Source organism: Pandoraea sp. LA3, assembly GCF_022696215.1.
Classification (GTDB): domain Bacteria; phylum Pseudomonadota; class Gammaproteobacteria; order Burkholderiales; family Burkholderiaceae; genus Pandoraea; species Pandoraea capi.
The window spans coordinates 31,843-48,583 of the sequence record NZ_PTPY01000030.1 but is presented as its reverse complement, the minus strand read 5'-3'; the positions used below and the strand labels follow the sequence as shown (position 1 = coordinate 48,583).

Genomic DNA, 16,741 nt, shown 5'->3' with positions numbered 1-16,741 from the left:
TCAGGGATTGCGCCGTTGCCAGTCCGGGGCCGCCGGGCGTAGCATGGCTCTGCTTGCCGCTTGCACGTCTTTTGCCTGTCCTTTCTCATCGACGGGCCGGTCGTCGGCCGGTCGCCGTCTCGTCCATTTCCGCAGAGGTGCCCATGCCCGCGAACCCGGAAGAGAAAGTCCGCCAGCACATGGCGGAAGTCGTCACGATGGCCCGTGAGCGCGCGCCCGGCGTGGCCGCCCTGTTCGAGCCCTTCGTCCAGCATTACTACGGTCTGGCCGACGCCGAGGATGTCGTATCGCGCAGTGTCGCCGATCTTTATGGCGCGGCGATGGCGCACTGGCAACTCGGCCAGAAGTTCGTCTCCGGCGAGCCGCGTATCCGCATCTACAACCCCACCCTCGATCAGCACGGCTGGCATTGCAGCCATACCGTGGTCGAGATCGTCAACGACGACATGCCGTTCCTCGTCGATTCGGTGACGATGGAAATCAACCGGCAGGGGCTGGCGCTGCATTCGGCGTTCCATCCGGTCTATCGCGTGCGACGCGATGCGGCAGGCAAGCGCCTGAGCGTTGCGCCCGGCAGCAGCAACGTCGGTAATGGAACTGGCGGCGGAAATGGGACCGAAAATGGCGCAGAAAGCGGCGGCGAACACGGTAGTGTGAACGGCAACGCTACGGCGCAAGAGCGCCCGGCGCCCGCCGACGACGGCAGCCGCTTCGAATCGTATATCCACATCGAAGTCGACCGGTTCTCGGAGCCCGAGCGCATACAGGCGCTGGTCGACGGCCTGCAACGCGTGCTGGGCGACGTGCGGGCCGCCGTCGAGGACTGGCGCGCGATGCAGGCCGCCGCGCACGCCGCCATCGAGTCGCTCACCCAGCGCGCCGCGCAAAAGGGCGTGACCACGCAGGAGCGCGAGGAGATCGACGAAGCGCAGGCGTTCCTCGACTGGATGCTCGCCCGCCACTTCACGTTCCTGGGGTATCGCGATTACGAACTGGTCGAGCGCGACGGCGAGCATTACCTGCAAGGGGTCAACGGCACCGGCCTCGGTGTGCTGAGGGAATCCCGGCGCGACGCCAGCACGCCCGACGTGACGCGCCTCTCGCCGGGCGCCATCGGCATCGTTCAGGCGAGCGCGCCGATCTTCCTGACGAAGGCGAACTCGCGCGCGAGCGTCCATCGTCCCGGCTATCTCGACTACGTCGGCGTCAAACGCTTCGACGCGCAAGGCAACGTCTGCGGCGAGCGGCGCTTTCTCGGGCTCTACACGTCCACCGTCTACATGGTGCCCGCCGAAGAGATCCCGCTGGTGCGCCGCAAGGTGGCCGAGGTGATCGGCCATACCGGCTTCCTGCCGAACGGGCATCTGGCCAAGACGCTCGTCACCATCCTCGAACAATATCCGCGCGACGAACTTTTCCAGATCGACGCCCATCAGCTCGCCGATATCGCGCTGGGCATTCTGCGCTTGCAGGAACGCCAGCGCACGCGGCTGTTCGTGCGACGCGACCGCTTCGACCGCTATGTGTCGTGCCTCGTGTTCGTGCCGCGCGAGAAATTCAATACCGATCTGCGCATTCGCGTGCAGAACCTGCTGCTCGCCGCCTATCACGGCACCAGCGTCGAATTCACGCCGTTGCTGTCGGAATCGATGCTCGCGCGTATTCACATCACCGTGCGCACCGAACCGGGTCACGTGCCCGATGTCGACGTCACCGAACTCGAAGCGCGGATCGTCGAGACGGCGCGGCGCTGGCAGGACGATCTGTCCGACGCGCTACGCGAACAACTGGGTGAGGAACGCGGTACGCGGGCACTGCGCCGCTACGCACAGGCGTTCCCTGCGGGGTATCGCGAGGACTACGCAGCACGCGTGGCCGTGCGCGACGTCGAACTCATCGAGCCGTTGCTGAGCGAGGCAGGGCAAGCGCCGCAGGCGGCGACTTCAGGCACCGCCGGGACTTCTGAGGCGACGGCGCTTGCGATGCAACTGTATCGCCCGCTGGAAGCGGCCCCAGGCACGTTGCGTTTCAAGATTTATCAGGCGGGCGAGCCGATTGCCCTCTCACGCAGTCTGCCGATGCTCGAACATCTCGGCGTGCGTGTGAACGATGAGCGTCCCTACCGCATCGAGCCGGCCGACGCCGGCGTGGTGTGGATGCACGACTTCGGCATGACGAGTCTCGACGGGGCGGACGTCGATCTGGAGCATGCGCGCTCGCGCTTCGAAGACGCCTTCGCGCGAATCTGGGCCGGCGACGTCGAGAACGACGATCTCAACCGTCTCGTGCTGCAAGCGGGCCTCACCTGGCGTGAGGTGCGCATTCTGCGGGCGTACGCAAAGTACATACGGCAAGTCGGTTCCACCTTCAGCAACGCGTACATCGAGAACGCGCTGACGGGGAACCCCGCGATTGCGGGCATGCTCGTGCGGCTTTTCCTCGCGCGCTTCGATCCCTCGCTGGCTGCGGACGTCCGTGAGTCGCGTGCCGATCAGTTACGTACGCAAATCCACGCCGCGCTCGAAGACGTTCCCAATCTCGACGAAGACCGCATCCTGCGTCAGTTCCTCGGCGTGTTCGAGGCGACGCTGCGCACGAACTATTTCCAGACGGCAAAGGATGTCGCTTCCAGGGATGGCGCCACGCAGCCCTTGCAGAAGACGTATCTGTCGTTCAAGTTCGATCCGTCGAAAGTGCCGGGGCTGCCCGAGCCGAAACCGATGTTCGAGATCTGGGTGTACTCGCCGCGCGTCGAGGGCGTGCACCTGCGCGGGGGACGGGTCGCGCGTGGCGGCCTGCGCTGGTCGGACCGTCGCGAGGACTTCCGTACCGAAGTGCTGGGACTGGTGAAGGCGCAGATGGTCAAGAACACGGTCATCGTGCCGGTCGGCTCGAAGGGCGGTTTCGTGGTCAAGCAGCCGCCGTCGCCGGCAGATCGAGATGCCTATCTGGCCGAGGGCGTGGCGTGCTACCAGACGTTCCTGCGCGGGTTGCTGGATCTGACGGACAACTACGTCGACGGCCGGTTGGTGCCCCCGCCGCAGACCGTGCGCATCGATGGCGACGATCCGTATCTGGTCGTCGCCGCCGACAAGGGCACGGCGACCTTCTCGGACTACGCCAACGCGATCTCCGCAGAGTACGGGTTCTGGTTGGGCGATGCCTTCGCGTCAGGCGGCTCCGTCGGCTACGACCACAAGAAGATGGCGATCACGGCGCGAGGTGCGTGGGAATCGGTCAAGCGGCATTTCAGCGAGATGGGCGTCGATACGCAGACGCAGGACTTCACGGTCGTGGGTGTCGGCGACATGTCGGGAGACGTGTTCGGCAACGGCATGCTGTTGTCGAAGCACATCCGGCTCGTGGCGGCCTTCGATCATCGTCACATCTTCCTGGATCCGACGCCGGACGCGGCAACGTCGTTCGCGGAGCGCGAGCGTCTGTTCCAGTTGCCCCGTTCGAGCTGGGCCGACTACGACGCCAAGCTGATTTCGCCCGGCGGCGGCATTTTCCCGCGCACGGCAAAGGCCATTGCGCTGTCGCCGCAGATCCGCGAATGGCTCGGCGTGGACGCCAGCGAGATGGCGCCGACCGACCTGCTACGTGCGTTGCTCACGGCCCCCGTCGACCTGCTGTACAACGGCGGCATCGGTACCTATGTGAAGGCGAGCACCGAGACGCATGCGCAAGTGGGGGACCGCGCGAACGACGGCCTGCGCGTGAACGGCGCGGAGTTGCGATGCAAGGTCGTGGCGGAGGGCGGCAACCTCGGGCTGACGCAGCTCGGGCGCATCGAGTACGCGCAGCACGGTGGTCGCATCAATACGGACGCCATCGATAACTCGGCCGGCGTCGATTGTTCCGACCACGAAGTGAACATCAAGATTCTGCTGGGACTGGTCGTCACCGATGGTGAGATGACGCTCAAGCAGCGCAATACGTTGCTAGCCGAAATGACGGAGGAAGTCGGCACGCTGGTCCTGCGCGACAACTATCTGCAAACGCAAGCTCTGTCGCTGGGACGATTGCGTTCGGCCGCGGCGCTCGACGGCGACGCACGTTTCATGCGGTATCTGGAACGCGCGCAGCGGCTGTCGCGGGCCATCGAATTCCTGCCCGACGACGAAGCGCTCGATGCCCGTCGCGCGGCGGGGACGGGGCTGACGTCGCCCGAGCGCGCGGTGCTCATGGCGTATAGCAAGATGTGGCTCTACGACGTGCTGCTCGCCAGCGATTTGCCCGACGCCGGGTTCGTTGCCGACGGATTGCCGTCGTACTTCCCTACGCCGTTGGCGAGCCGGTGCGGCGCGGCGATGCTGCGTCACCCGCTCAAGCGGGAAATTCTTGCGACGATGCATGCCAACGCGCTCGTCAACCGGGCGGGGGTGACGTTCGTCCACCGGTTGAGCGAGGAGACCGGGGCCGAGGCGGCGGACGTGGTGCGCGCGAGTCTCGCAGCGCGCGGGGCTTATGGGCTCGACGCGCTGTGGCTCGAGATCGACGCGCTCGACGCGCGGGTCTCGCATGAGACACAGGCGTCGCTTTTCGCGGCCGTGGCGCAGTGGCACGAGCAGGCGACGCTGTGGTTCCTGCGGCGCCGTCTGACCGACGTGCCGCAGACGGTCGAGCGTCTGCGCCATGTGCTCGATCCGCTCCTGCCCACGCTCGATACGTTGGTCAGCGGTGAGGCCTTGGAAGCGGCCAGCACCCAGAGCCAGACCATGATCGACGCAGGGGTGCCACCGCAGTTGGCGCAAACGGCGGCGGGGATCGGGGCGCGGGTCGCGTTGCTCGACATTGCCGAGGTCGCGAGCACGACCGGGTGCGAACCGGCGCTGGCCGCACAGGTGTACTTTGCGCTGGACGCGCCGCTCGGCTATGGCTGGTTGCAGACCGGCGTGCTCGGTTTGCCGATGCAGACGCACTGGCAGCGGCTGGCACGCGCCACGCTGCTCGAAGAGTTGTCGGTGTTGCGGCGACGGCTGACGGCGAGCGTGCTCGAAGACGGCCGGGCAGGGAGCAAGGGGGAGAAGGGGCCCGCCGGCGATGTGGCTGACAGCGACGGCATGCGCCCGGCGGACCGGCTGGTCGCGAACTGGCAGAAGACGCATATGGAAGCCCTCGCCCGTTATCACCGCGTGCTGGCCGATCAGGTGGCGGCGGGTAACGCCGACCTTGCCATGTTGTCAGTCAGCCTGAAATCGCTCGCCGAGGTCGGCCGCTGAACTCGTCTCTCTGCGGTAAATCGTCCGCCGGGCGGGGCTCGGCGGCGGTTTTCCCGGCATGGTGACGGTCATCTCCCGATGTCGCTCGATGTGACTTGTCCGACATCTTTTAAGCGTTTACACAAAACGCGCAAAACGGCGTATGATCCGGGAAAACCCTAGGATTGAGTCCGCCCGCACGCATGCTTGCCCGTCGTGCGGGTTGTCGCGTCCTGGGGTTTCGTCGATTCCTGATCTCCTGCGCAATGCCTACCGACACCCGCCCCGCGAACGGCCAGTTCGCCACGACGTTGCAGATCGTCTCCACCGTGTTCTTCACGTTTCTCTGCTATCTGACGATCGGTCTGCCGCTCGCCGTGCTGCCGTCGTTCGTCCACGTGGATCTGGCGTACAGCTCCGTGATCGCCGGTCTGGCGATCAGCGTGCAATATCTCGCGACGTTGCTCTCGCGTCCCTATGCCGGACGCACCGCCGATGCCTGGGGGCCGAAGCGCACCGTCCTTTGCGGATTGGTGGCATGCGGCGCTTCCGGGTTGCTCGTGGCACTCGGTGGCGTGTTCTCCGGTGTGCCCTGGCTGGCGCTGCTCGCGTTGATCGCGGGGCGTCTGGTGCTGGGCTTCGGTGAGAGCTGGGTGTCGACGGGCGCGATCATGTGGGGCATCGGTCAAGTCGGACCGTCGCACACGGCACGGGTCATCTCGTGGAACGGTGTGGCGACGTATGGCGCGCTCGCGCTCGGCGCACCGCTGGGTGTGGCGCTCAGCAACGCGTACGGTATCGAGGCCGTCGGCGGCGCAGTGGCGTTGGCAGGCATCGTCGGATTGCTGCTCGCCCGCTTGAAGCGTGCGACGCCCGTGATTCACGGTGAGCGTCTGGCGTTTCGCGCGGTGCTCGGCCGGGTGTTGCCGTTCGGCATGGGGCTGGCCCTCGGCTCCATCGGTTTCGGCGCCATCTCGACCTTCATCACGCTCTACTACGCCAGCCATCATTGGGACAACGCCGCACTGGCGCTGACCGCGTTCGGTCTGTGCTTCATGGGCGTGCGTCTGCTGCTGGGCAGCAGCATCGGCCGTTTCGGCGGCTACCGTGTCGCCATGACGTCGTTCGCCCTCGAAGCGTTCGGCCTGATCGTGCTCGGCATTGCGCCGACCGGCTTCACTGCACTCCTCGGCGCGGCGCTCTCGGGCGCGGGCTTTTCGCTGGTGTTCCCGTCGCTGGGCGTGGCGGCCGTCAATCTCGTGCCGGCGCAAAATCGCGGCGCAGCGCTGGGTGCCTACTCGGTGTTTCTCGACGTCGCGCTGGGCGTGACCGGCCCTGTCGCCGGACTGATCGTCGGTGCGTATGGTTATGCCGAGGTGTATCTGTGCGCCGCCATGGCCGCGATTACGGCTGTCCTGCTGACGTTCTGGATGTCACGCAACGCGCCCGTTGCACACGCTCACGACAGCGAGTCGTCGGGCAAACCGGCACGCCCCGCAACGTCTTCCTGACGCATGGCTTCCTTCGCGTGATTGGCTGAACGGCGCCGTCGCGCGATGTCTTTGGGGAAAGTTCCCTCATCGGCGGCGCGTGAACCATTCCTGAAAGTGGTTTCTCTCCGGCAGGTCTTAAATCGACTTGCAGTATGAAGTGAATGAACGCTGTGCGAGACATGACTCGCGCAGGGATCGGAAACCTTTCTGGAGTCTGCAATGAAGATGAGTTGGATGATGCGAGCCGGGTGGATCTCGGCGACGTCGTTAGTGCTCTTGTCCCCGGTGGCAATGGTCAAGGCAGCCGAATCTACGCCGGTGCCGCGCGTCGTGCCGGCCAAGTGTGAAAATCCGCCGCCGGGATGTTTCTGCTCGGATACGGGCGCGACGATTTGTCTGCTGCCCCGGAACCCCTGACTCAATCCGATGACGTCGATCGGGCCGCCGCGACAATCGCCGCGAGTCGCTTGATCAGACCGGGGATGCGGGACGCATCCGTATCCCCGTAGCCGATCACCAGCCCGTTATCGGCCGGTTGCGGATCGAGTGCAAAGCTCGACAGCGCGCGAGGGCCGATGCCTTCGCGCTGCGCCGCCGCCACGATAGCCTTGTCCGGAAACGCGGGATCGAGCCGCACGGTCAGATGCAGGCCGCAACGCTCTCCGATCACTGCGTACGCGGGGTCGAAATGCGCGGCCAGCGCATCGCGCAACGCCGCCTGACGCTCCCGGTACAACCGTCGCATCCGCCCGAGATGGCGTGCGAACTGCCCGCTGCGAATGAAGTCCGCCAGTGCGAGTTGCTCGAAGCGATGACCGCCGCGCAGCAGTTCGTCGAGTGCGTCGCGCGCCTGCGTGGCGAGCGCGGTCGGCAGAATCAGAAAACCCAGACGCAGCGCGGGGAACATCGTCTTGCTGAACGTGCCGACGTAGACCACGGGCGCATCCGGCACCATCCCTTGCATGGCCGCAATCGGCTCGCCCTGATGCCGGAATTCGCTGTCGTAATCGTCTTCCAGAATCCAGGCGCCGTGACGTCCCGCCTGCGCGATCAGATCGAGTCGGCGCGACGCGGACAGCACGCTGCCGAGCGGATATTGATGCGATGGCGTCACGTACACCAGTTTCGGGGGCGAGCGTTCCCAGAGCCCCTCGGGAATCACGATGCCTTCGTCATCGACGCGCAGCGCGTGCAGACGCACATCGCTCGAATGAAAGGCGGCCTTCGCGCCACGGTAACCGGGGTCTTCCATCCATACGGTGTCGCCCGGGTCCGTGAGCAACCGCACGCACAAGATCAACGCTTCGTGCGCGCCTTCCGTAATGACGACCTGCGACGCATCGCACCGCACGCCGCGCGAGATACGCAGATGGCCGGCAACCGCTTCGCGCAACGCCGGCTCGCCGAGTGGATCGCCGTAGTGGTAGTGACGCGGCTGCGCTTCACGCATCACGCGTTCGAGCGTGCGCCGCCATGTGCTCGCGGGAAAGCGCGTGAGCGCGGGCACGCCGGGCGTGAAGGGCAGCGGCGTCTCGTCGGCGCGTGCCGCATGGCGCGTGGCGGGCAGACGCTGGATACGACGAGAGGCGAGCGGCGGGCTGACATCGTCCGCTGCGGCCGTTGCTGCCGCATCGGCCAGCGCCTTCTGCCCGAGGGCCTTCGCGGCCTGCGCGGCAATGTGCGGATCGAGCGACAACTGCGCGACACGCGTGCCCAACCGATGCGGGACGATGAAGCCCTCGGCGGCGAGCTGGTCGTAGACGATGGATACCGTGTTGCGGGAGACGGCGAGATCTTCCGCGAGCGTGCGAGACGCCGGCAATCGTGCGCCGGCGGGCAGACGTCCTTCGAGAATAGCGTGCTTCAGGCGCGAGAGCAGTTGCTTCTGAAGCGAGGTGTTGCGCCCCGGACCGGTGGCGAGCGGCGTGTCGAACAGGGCGGCAACGTTTTCGGAGGCGGGCGCGACGGCCTCGGAACGGGCAGGGGGCTGGGATGTCATGGCACCAAGAGATTTGCCGGTGATGGTGCTTTTAATCGTACCACTGACGCGATAACTTGAGCATCAGCACAATACCCAGTCACTTGCCGGAGATGAGACAGACATGACGGACGCCCCGCATTTCAACGAATTCGACCAGCCGGTCGGCCCGCCGCTGCCTGACTGGACGCCGCGTTCGCAGCCGCCGCGCACGCCGATCGCCGGGCGTTACTGCCGCCTGGAACCGGTCGACGTCGAGCGTCACGCGAAGGATCTCTTCGAGGCGTATGCCTCGGCTGCCGACGGTCGCGACTGGACCTACATGGGCGGTGGCCCGTTCCCGGACTTCGACAGCTATTACGCGTATGCGACGAAGCTCGCGGCATCGACCGACCCGTTGCATCACGCGGTGATCGATCTGGAGACGGGCAAGGCGGTGGGCACGCTCTCGCTCATGCGCATCGATCCCGCGAACGGCGTCGTCGAGGTGGGTCACGTGGCCTACTCGCCGTTGCTCAAGCGCACGCGCGCGGGCACCGAGGCGCAGTATCTGCTGATGCGTCGCGCGTTCGACGAGTTGGGCTATCGCCGCTACGAGTGGAAGTGCGATGCGCTGAATGCACCGTCGCGCCGCGCGGCAGCCCGCTACGGCTTCACGTTCGAGGGCATCTTCCGTCAGGCCATCGTCTACAAGGGCCGCAGCCGCGATACCGCGTGGTTCTCGATCATCGACAGCGAATGGCCTGCCATCAGCCGTGGCTTCGAGCAATGGCTCTCGCCGGAGAACTTCGACGTTGAGGGCAAGCATCGCGCGAGTCTGGCGGCGCTGATCTCGGCCGCGAAGTCATGATCGCGAGATAGCGGCGAGATCATCGGACCGAATCGCATTGGTCGGTGCCAACGAAAAGGCCCGCCGGGAAATTCCCCGGCGGGCCTTTTCGTCACGCATATCACGCAGGTCATGCATCTACCGGCCGCAACCGGTAACGAGCGATCAGCCCGGGAAGAAGATGTACTTCAACACGAAGAGCACTGCGATCACCCATGCTGCCGGATGCACGTCCTTCGCGCGGCCCGTGAACAACTTCAGCACGGCGTACGAGATGAAGCCGAACGCCAGACCCGTGGCGATCGAGTACGTGAACGGCATGGCCAGTGCGGTCAGCGCGGCTGGGGTGGCTTCCGTGATGTCGTCCCACTCGACGTCGAGCAGTTCGCGCAGCATCAGGCCGGCGACATACAACAGCGCCGGTGCAGCGGCGTACGCCGGGACCGAGCCTGCCAGCGGGGCGATGAACAGCGCGAGGATGAACAGCACGGCAATCGTCAGTGCGGTGAGGCCGGTGCGGCCGCCGGCCTGCACGCCCGAAGCGCTTTCGACGTAGGCCGTGGTGCTGCTCGTGCCCAACAGCGAACCGATGAAGATGGCGATCGAATCGGCGAAGAGCGCGCGGCCCAGCCCCTTGTAGTGCGTGCCTTCGAGCAGACCGGCGCGCTTGGCCACCCCCATGAGGGTACCCGTCGCGTCGAACACTTCGACCAGCACGAACGCCAGGATCACATGCACGAAGCCCGCGTGCAGGGCACCCGGAATATCGAGTTGCAGGAACGTCGGCGCGAGGCTCGGCGGCATGGCGAACACGCCCTGAAACTGGTTCAGGCCCAGCACCATCGAGAGCACCGTCACCACCAGAATCCCGATCAGGATAGCGCCGCGAACCCGCAGGGCGTCGAGCACGGCAATCAGGAAGAAGCCGAAGATCGCCAGCAGCGCCTGCGGCGAGTGGAGGTCGCCCAGACCGATCTTGGTGGCCGGATTGGCCACGACCACGCCGGCGTTACCCAGCGCGATGATCGCGAGGAACAGGCCGATACCTGCGGCGATGGCGCATCGTAACGATTTGGGTACCCCGGCAATCAGCCAGGATCGCACCCCCGTGACCGTCAGGATGATGAACAGACAGCCGGAAATGAACACCGCCCCCAGCGCCTGTTGCCACGTGTAGCCCATCGCGCCTACGACCGTAAAGGCGAAGAAGGCGTTCAGCCCCATGCCCGGCGCCATACCGATCGGGTAGTTGGCGACGAAGGCCATCACCACCGAGCCGATGGCGGCCGCAAGACAGGTCGCCACGAACACGGCGCTCTTGTCCATGCCCGTCGTGCCGAGAATGTTGGGGTTGACGAAGATGATGTACGACATGGTCAGGAAGGTCGTGAGACCCGCCACCATTTCCGTCCGTACATTGGAGCCATGCTCCTCGAGTTTGAAGAATTTGGTCAGCAACGTGCTCTCCTTGTGGCTTTGTTATGCCGTTGTCCGTGTGCAGCGGGGGCGCGCGCATTGTACTGCGCGCGAGCCCTTGCCACCGAGTTTGTGAGGCGAGTTTGTCAGAACTTCATGCGCATGCCCACCCCGAAAGTATTCCCGGCGTCGAGCCCGGAAACCTTGTCGTTCAGGTAGGCGGTGTACACGTCGGTGCGCTTGGAGAGGCTGTAGTCGTAGCCGACGGCCCAGGTATTGCGGCTACGATTGTCTGCGCCGGAATTCTTCGTATAAGCATAGGACGCCATCACGTTGCCGCCGCCCAAAGGCACGGTAAAACCGAGCTGGCCGCCGTTGGACGTCAGATTGCCGCCCGTGATCGTGTTCTTGATGTACTGATACTGACCGAAGAGCTTGACCACCTTGAAGTCGTACGTCAGACCCGCTTGCAGGGCCTGCTGATTACGAAAACCGGCGATACCGGCCTGATCATTGGGCGTCGAATCGAATTTGACCTGCTGATACGCGAGGGTGGCCGCGAGCGGGCCGTGGAAGTACATTGCCGCCGCACTCCACTTGTTCTGTCCGCCTTCGCCGGCCTTGTTGCCGAAAGCGTACGAGACGCTCGCGCCGAGCCCCTTGTAGTCGGGTGTGGCATACATCACCGCGTTGTTCCAGCCGGAGTCACCGACGATCCCCTGACCCGCGAGGCCGAGGAACGTGTGATAGACCATCGGGCTGAACGTATAGGAGTCGACGAACGGGTTGAACAGAATCGTCGAGACGAAATACGACGTGGTGAGCCGGCCCATCGTGACGGTGCCGAGCGTGTTCGATTGCAGACCGACGTAGGCGTTGCGCGAGAAGAAACTGTCGCCCGTGAAGCGGCCGTAGTTGCCGTTTTGCGGCAGGAAGAAGTCTTCCAGCGTGAAGATGGCCTTGAGGCCGTCGCCGAGATCCTCCGAGCCTTTGATTCCCCAGTACGAGGTCGACATGCCGCCGCCGCCCTGCGTCCATGCACGATCGCCGCCGGGGGCTTTGGCCGCGCCGACCCAGGCGTCGACCTGACCGTAGAGCGATACGTTCGATTGTGCGTTGGCGACGCCCGCCGCGCCGCAGACCGCGAGGGCGAGCGCGCCCCGCAGCCAACCTGCTGCCTTGCTCATGAATGTGTCTCCGTCTCGTTTTAGTTTGTGCGTGCCTCTGGATTTCTCTTTTCACCGAAGAGTGCAAGGGGCCCGCCTGAGTCATTGACACACTGACTTCGCATCGCGCGGTTATCGGTGCTGCGTTGAGGTTGAGGCGTGATCATTATTATCAACACGCGGCAAACGACATATCACGCCGCGTTGATACTCGGTATTCCGTTGTTACCGTCACACTTCGCGGGTTAACACGGGCAGTTTGCCTCTTGCGTTGCATCGCTTGAACGACTTGCGTAGGGGGAGGGAACGGCGTTGCGCAACAGCGGTGGGAGCGATGCCGGGGCGCGTGAATGAGAGGAGATGGAGGAGATAGCGGGACGGCGCTGGCCGTGAGGGCCAGCGCGATAGCGACCGGAGATGACTGCGAATCAGCGTACGGCGCGCCAACTCGCGTTGTGGGCTTCGAGCCAGTTCTGCGCCAGCGACGGATCGCCGTGACGATTCGGATGGAACGACGGCAACAGGTATTTGAGCATCGGCCCGGTGGTGCGCCAGATGACGCCGTCGCGCCCGAAAAACATCGTGGCGAATCCCCACCACGTTTTCGGTTTGAAGAGCGTGCCGTCGTGCCAGAGGTTGTTGATCGTCTGTGCATGACTCTCGAGGCCGAACATGAGCAGCACGTAAAGATACGTCAGCACGCGTTGCGTCTCGCTGCCGCCCAACGCCCGATACAGATCGAACGCCACGGCCTTGTGCTCGGTTTCCTCCGCGGCGTGCCAGCGCCACATCAGACGCATTTTCGGCTCCGCCTTCGCGAGCCAGCGGTCGTAACGCAATGCGCCGTCGCCGAACACCGCCGTGCAGTGTTCATACGCGGCGGTGATCGCGAGCATGTACATCGGGGAGAGCTTGCGGCGTCGCGCCCAACGGATACGTGTGGTCGCCCAGTTTTCCCAGTGATTCACCAGCCCCTGCCGGGCGAGTTGCGCGTTGTATTGGCCATGGAGATGGCGATGCGTCGCTTCCTGACCGATGAACTGCGCGATGTCGGCGCGCAACGTGTCGTAGCGCTCGTCGTTGGGCAAACGATCCATCGTGTCGCGTACCGAGTCGATGAACGACTGCTCGCCGACGGGAAAACTCATCGACAGCGCGTTGTAGTACATGGTGCGGTACGCGTCGCCGCTGTGCCAATGGCGGTCGAAGCCGCTGGCCAGATCGACGGTCAGCTTACGTACGGTCAGGGCGGAAATGTCGTTGCTCATGATGGCGGACCTCGCTTCAAAGTGACGCTTGTGACGCCAATAGCGCCGTCTCTTGAATTTCGTCGTGAATGTGAGCATTATTCATTTTTCAGGCGTTATGCCGCAACTCGCTTCCCGCTCAGATTTTTCGCTATGTCCACACCCAAGCCGCCCGCCACGCCGAATGCCGCGTCCACTATGAGAAAGCGGCCGATGCAGGCGCGCGCGCAGCACACCGTCGAGACGATTTTCGAGGCCACCGCTCAGGTTCTCGACGAAGAAGGCGAGGCGGCGCTCACGACCAATCGCATCGCGAAGAAAGCCGGCTTTTCCATCGGCACGCTGTATCAGTATTTCCCGACCAAAGAGGCGATTCTGCTGGCGATGATTGCGCGCGAGCGCCGTCGCGTGATGGACGAGCAGAACGAACGGCTCGCGCTGGCCGCCGAAGAAGGCGCAGATCCCGAACGCGTCATCCGTGAGCGCATTCGCCTGCTGGTCGAAGCGTTCGCATCGGGCGGGCGCGTGAAGCGTTCGCTCATCAAGATGGCCTGGCAGATGGATCACCACGAGAACATCATGCAGGCGATGCGCGAGGCAGCCGAGCACATTGCGGTGGCGATGGCGCGCCGCGATGCGCCGGAGATGCGCAAACCCACGTCGGCGACGGTGTTCGTGCTCACGCGCGCCTTCATGGGCACGCTACGCTCGGCGGTGCTCGAAGACTCGCCGTTGCTTGGCACGCCGGAGTTCGAAGATGAGCTTTACCGGTTGTGCTGGGGGTTGCTGCGCGCTGACGGTTAAGTGCGGGTCTTTCGAGTGCGCAACGCAGGCATTGCGCACGGTCAGAAATGACCGGACTGACGAGGGTGCTGCGGAAGGGCTTACGAAGTTCGATCCACGTCCGATTCACGTTCTTACCGGGGAACGCGTCGCATGGGTGAAATCGTCAAGGCGGTCAGTATTCTGGCCGGGGGCGTCGGCATCTTCCTCATCGGTATGGCGATGATGACCGATGGTCTCAAGCTCGCCGCAGGCCCGGCGCTGGAGCGCATTCTGGCCGGGGCGACACGCACGCGCTGGCAGGCGTTTGCCTCGGGCGTGCTGGTCACGGCCATCACGCAAAGCTCGTCCGTCGTGACGATCGCGACCATCGGCTTCGTCAACGCCGGCCTGCTCAAACTCGGCGGGGCGCTCTGGTTGATGTTCGGCGCCAACCTCGGTTCCACCATGATGGGGTGGATCGTCGCGGTCATCGGCCTGAAGTTCAATATCGACGCTTTCGCGCTGCCGATGATAGCGGTCGGTGTGGCGACGCGTCTGACAGGCGCGGGCACCCGGCGCGGCGCCATCGGCAATGCACTCGCGGGCTTCGGCCTGCTTTTCTTTGGCATTTCGCTGCTGCAATCCATCTTCCATACGACGTTCAATGTGCTCGGTGTGCTGCTGATGATTCCGCTCGCCACGCCGCTGCTGCACTGGTTGCAGCGACGCTTTCGCACGCGTGAAGAGGGTGAGGGTGCGCCGCAGTTTCTCGACGACAACGTGAGGCAAGTCCCGCAACTGGCCGTGGACGCGCTCAAGCGCGAAGTCGAGCGACTTGGCGTGATGAGCCGTCACATGGTGCGCGGCGCGCTCGCGGGCACGTGTCCCGGCGTGCTGGCGCAGGAACATGCCTCCGTGATGCGCCTGGGCAGCGTCTGTCAGTCGTTTGCCGAGCGCATGAACCGCGTGGCGGGCTCGCTGTTGCCTTGCTTCATGCGGCCGGCGTCGATACCGTGATGCCGTGACGCCCGCCATTCGTCGAAACGAGGGCCTTGGATGACGCCGGTTTCACGCCATGTGTACGTCTCTTGCGCAACGCAACATGCGTGGCTAGAATGGTTGCAGATTTTTGGCATCAGCAGAACGTTCGCTGGTGTCACGTAAGCGTTCACGTGAAACAACGCATTCTCCGCGACAGCGGCCGGACGATCCGGCACGTCGGTCGAGGGGCGTGCGTTCGCCGGTGAACGACCGGGCAGCCCATTCAGCGCTGCGCCGGATTCTCTGAGCGCCACAAGCGCCGTCTCCCCGATTTGTACGTTTCGATACCGATGCCCGGTTGCGGTTGTTCGTCCGCCGGTCGGCGTCTGGTATCCGCCATTTGTCGTTCGTTGTCCAGCGTCTCCCGGCAACCCATGGAGTCTTCTCGCATGTCGTCCTCTGCTGCATCGGCCAATCATGTGGCCACCGCGCCGCCCAACGCTACGGCGTTGCTCGTGCGCTTTTCGTTAAACGTTTTTCTCGCGTGCCTGACCATCGGCATGTCGCTCTCCGTCGTGCCGCTGTTCGTGCACAACACCTTGGGGTATCACAACGTCGTCGTTGGTTTTGCGGTCGGCGTGCAGTCGCTCGCCACGGTGCTTACACGCAAGTTTGCGGGACGCACCGCCGACCAGCGCGGTGCGCGCGTTGCATTGGTGCGCGGCTTGTCGTTCGTCGGGCTGTCCGGCATTGCCCTGCTCGCCACAAGCTGGCTGACAATTGCTCCCGAGCCGCGTCTGGCGGTACTGACGGTGGCGCGTCTGCTGCTTGGCGTGGGCGAGAGCCTTTGCATTACCGGCACCTTGACGTGGGCCATTGCCAGCCTCGGCGCGCAACAGTCTGGCCGGGTGATGTCGTGGACAGGCGCTGCCGTTTTCGGCGGATTCGCCGTGGGCGCGCCGCTGGGACTCGCGCTCTATGGTCCGACGGCGCTGACCGGCGTAGCGATCGCGATCTGTCTGCTGCCGTTGGCCGGCTGGGCTGTCATCTCGCGGATTCCGGCGGTCGCGCCGGCGCATCAGGCGGGTGGCGGGCTGCCGTACGCGGAAGTGCTGCGTATCGTCTTCCTGCCGGGGCTCGCGCTCGCGTTGCAGGGTGTCGGGTTCGCGGTGGTCGGGGCGTTCGTGGTGTTGTACTTCGAGGCGTCGCGCTGGACGGGGGCCGCTGTCGCGCTGTCGGCATTCGGTCTGGCGTTCGTGCTGATGCGGCTCATCGGCGGACGCTGGCCGGAACGCTTCGGCAATCTGCGCGTCGCGCAAGTGTCGCTGGCGGTGGAGGCGATCGGCTTGCTGGTCGTCTGGCAGGCGCCGGTGGCGTGGCTGGCGTTGCTCGGCACGGCGTTGGCCGGTGCGGGCGCGTCGCTGATTTTCCCGTCGCTGGGGATCGAAGTGGTCAAGCGTGCACCGGCCGCGAGTCGCGGCACCAGTCTGGGCACGTATGCCGCGTTTCAGGACATCGCGATTCTGACGACCGGGCCGCTCGCCGGTGCGGTCGCCAACCCTTTCGGTTATCGCGCCGTGTTCCTGTGTGGCGCGGTGGCGGCGGTCGTAGGGGTATTCGTCGTCGTCGCCTTGCGTGCGCGTCGGCGCTGATCCCATCGTC

Annotated in this window: 11 protein-coding genes; 6 read left to right on the top strand and 5 right to left on the bottom strand. The window is 64.8% G+C overall.

Annotated elements, in window-relative coordinates; translation table 11 throughout:
• The first annotated feature begins 143 nt into the window (after positions 1-143).
• A complete protein-coding gene (locus tag C5N93_RS10340; protein WP_242559201.1) occupies positions 144-5,225 on the top strand; it encodes an NAD-glutamate dehydrogenase in 5,082 nt (1,693 codons plus the stop codon).
• 245 nt (positions 5,226-5,470) lie between these two features.
• A complete protein-coding gene (locus C5N93_RS10335; protein ID WP_069344804.1) occupies positions 5,471-6,715 on the top strand; it encodes an MFS transporter in 1,245 nt (414 codons plus the stop codon).
• Here C5N93_RS10335 and C5N93_RS10330 read toward each other — a convergent pair.
• The gene (locus C5N93_RS10330) at positions 6,664-7,038 is read right to left on the bottom strand and encodes a hypothetical protein (protein ID WP_242559200.1); all 375 of its coding nucleotides are present in this window, start codon (positions 7,036-7,038) and stop codon (positions 6,664-6,666) included. The genes C5N93_RS10335 and C5N93_RS10330 overlap by 52 nt on opposite strands.
• Before the next feature lie 77 nt (positions 7,039-7,115).
• Positions 7,116-8,696 (bottom strand): PLP-dependent aminotransferase family protein, encoded by a 1,581-nt coding sequence (locus C5N93_RS10325; protein WP_242559199.1) that lies wholly within the window; start codon positions 8,694-8,696, stop codon positions 7,116-7,118.
• Positions 8,697-8,799: 103 nt separating this feature from the next.
• Between C5N93_RS10325 and C5N93_RS10320 the strand changes: the two genes are divergently transcribed.
• On the top strand, positions 8,800-9,525 hold the full coding sequence (locus C5N93_RS10320) for a GNAT family protein (RefSeq protein ID WP_242559198.1): 726 nt from the start codon (positions 8,800-8,802) through the stop codon (positions 9,523-9,525).
• Between the two features lie 144 nt (positions 9,526-9,669).
• Here C5N93_RS10320 and C5N93_RS10315 read toward each other — a convergent pair whose 3' ends face one another.
• The 3 genes from C5N93_RS10315 to C5N93_RS10305 form a co-directional block, all read right to left on the bottom strand.
• Positions 9,670-10,962, bottom strand: a complete 1,293-nt coding sequence (locus C5N93_RS10315; protein ID WP_150721144.1) for an NCS2 family permease — start codon at positions 10,960-10,962, stop codon at positions 9,670-9,672.
• Positions 10,963-11,066: 104 nt separating this feature from the next.
• Positions 11,067-12,107 carry a porin gene (locus C5N93_RS10310; protein WP_150721143.1) on the bottom strand — a complete coding sequence of 347 codons (1,041 nt, stop codon included), beginning with the start codon at positions 12,105-12,107 and terminating at the stop codon, positions 11,067-11,069.
• A 407-nt stretch (positions 12,108-12,514) separates the two neighbouring features.
• On the bottom strand, positions 12,515-13,354 hold the full coding sequence (locus C5N93_RS10305; protein ID WP_242559197.1) for a metal-dependent hydrolase: 840 nt from the start codon (positions 13,352-13,354) through the stop codon (positions 12,515-12,517).
• 177 nt (positions 13,355-13,531) lie between these two features.
• Here C5N93_RS10305 and C5N93_RS10300 point away from each other — a divergent pair, with 177 nt between their 5' ends.
• The 3 genes from C5N93_RS10300 to C5N93_RS10290 all read left to right on the top strand — a co-directional run bounded on the left by C5N93_RS10300 (position 13,532) and on the right by C5N93_RS10290 (position 16,731).
• The gene (locus C5N93_RS10300) at positions 13,532-14,137 is read left to right on the top strand and encodes a TetR/AcrR family transcriptional regulator (protein WP_240493717.1); all 606 of its coding nucleotides are present in this window, start codon (positions 13,532-13,534) and stop codon (positions 14,135-14,137) included.
• A 132-nt stretch (positions 14,138-14,269) separates the two neighbouring features.
• On the top strand, positions 14,270-15,115 hold the full coding sequence (locus tag C5N93_RS10295) for a Na/Pi symporter (RefSeq protein WP_242559196.1): 846 nt from the start codon (positions 14,270-14,272) through the stop codon (positions 15,113-15,115).
• Between the two features lie 413 nt (positions 15,116-15,528).
• Positions 15,529-16,731 carry an arabinose transporter gene (locus tag C5N93_RS10290; RefSeq protein ID WP_242559195.1) on the top strand — a complete coding sequence of 401 codons (1,203 nt, stop codon included), beginning with the start codon at positions 15,529-15,531 and terminating at the stop codon, positions 16,729-16,731.
• Positions 16,732-16,741 lie beyond the last annotated feature (10 nt).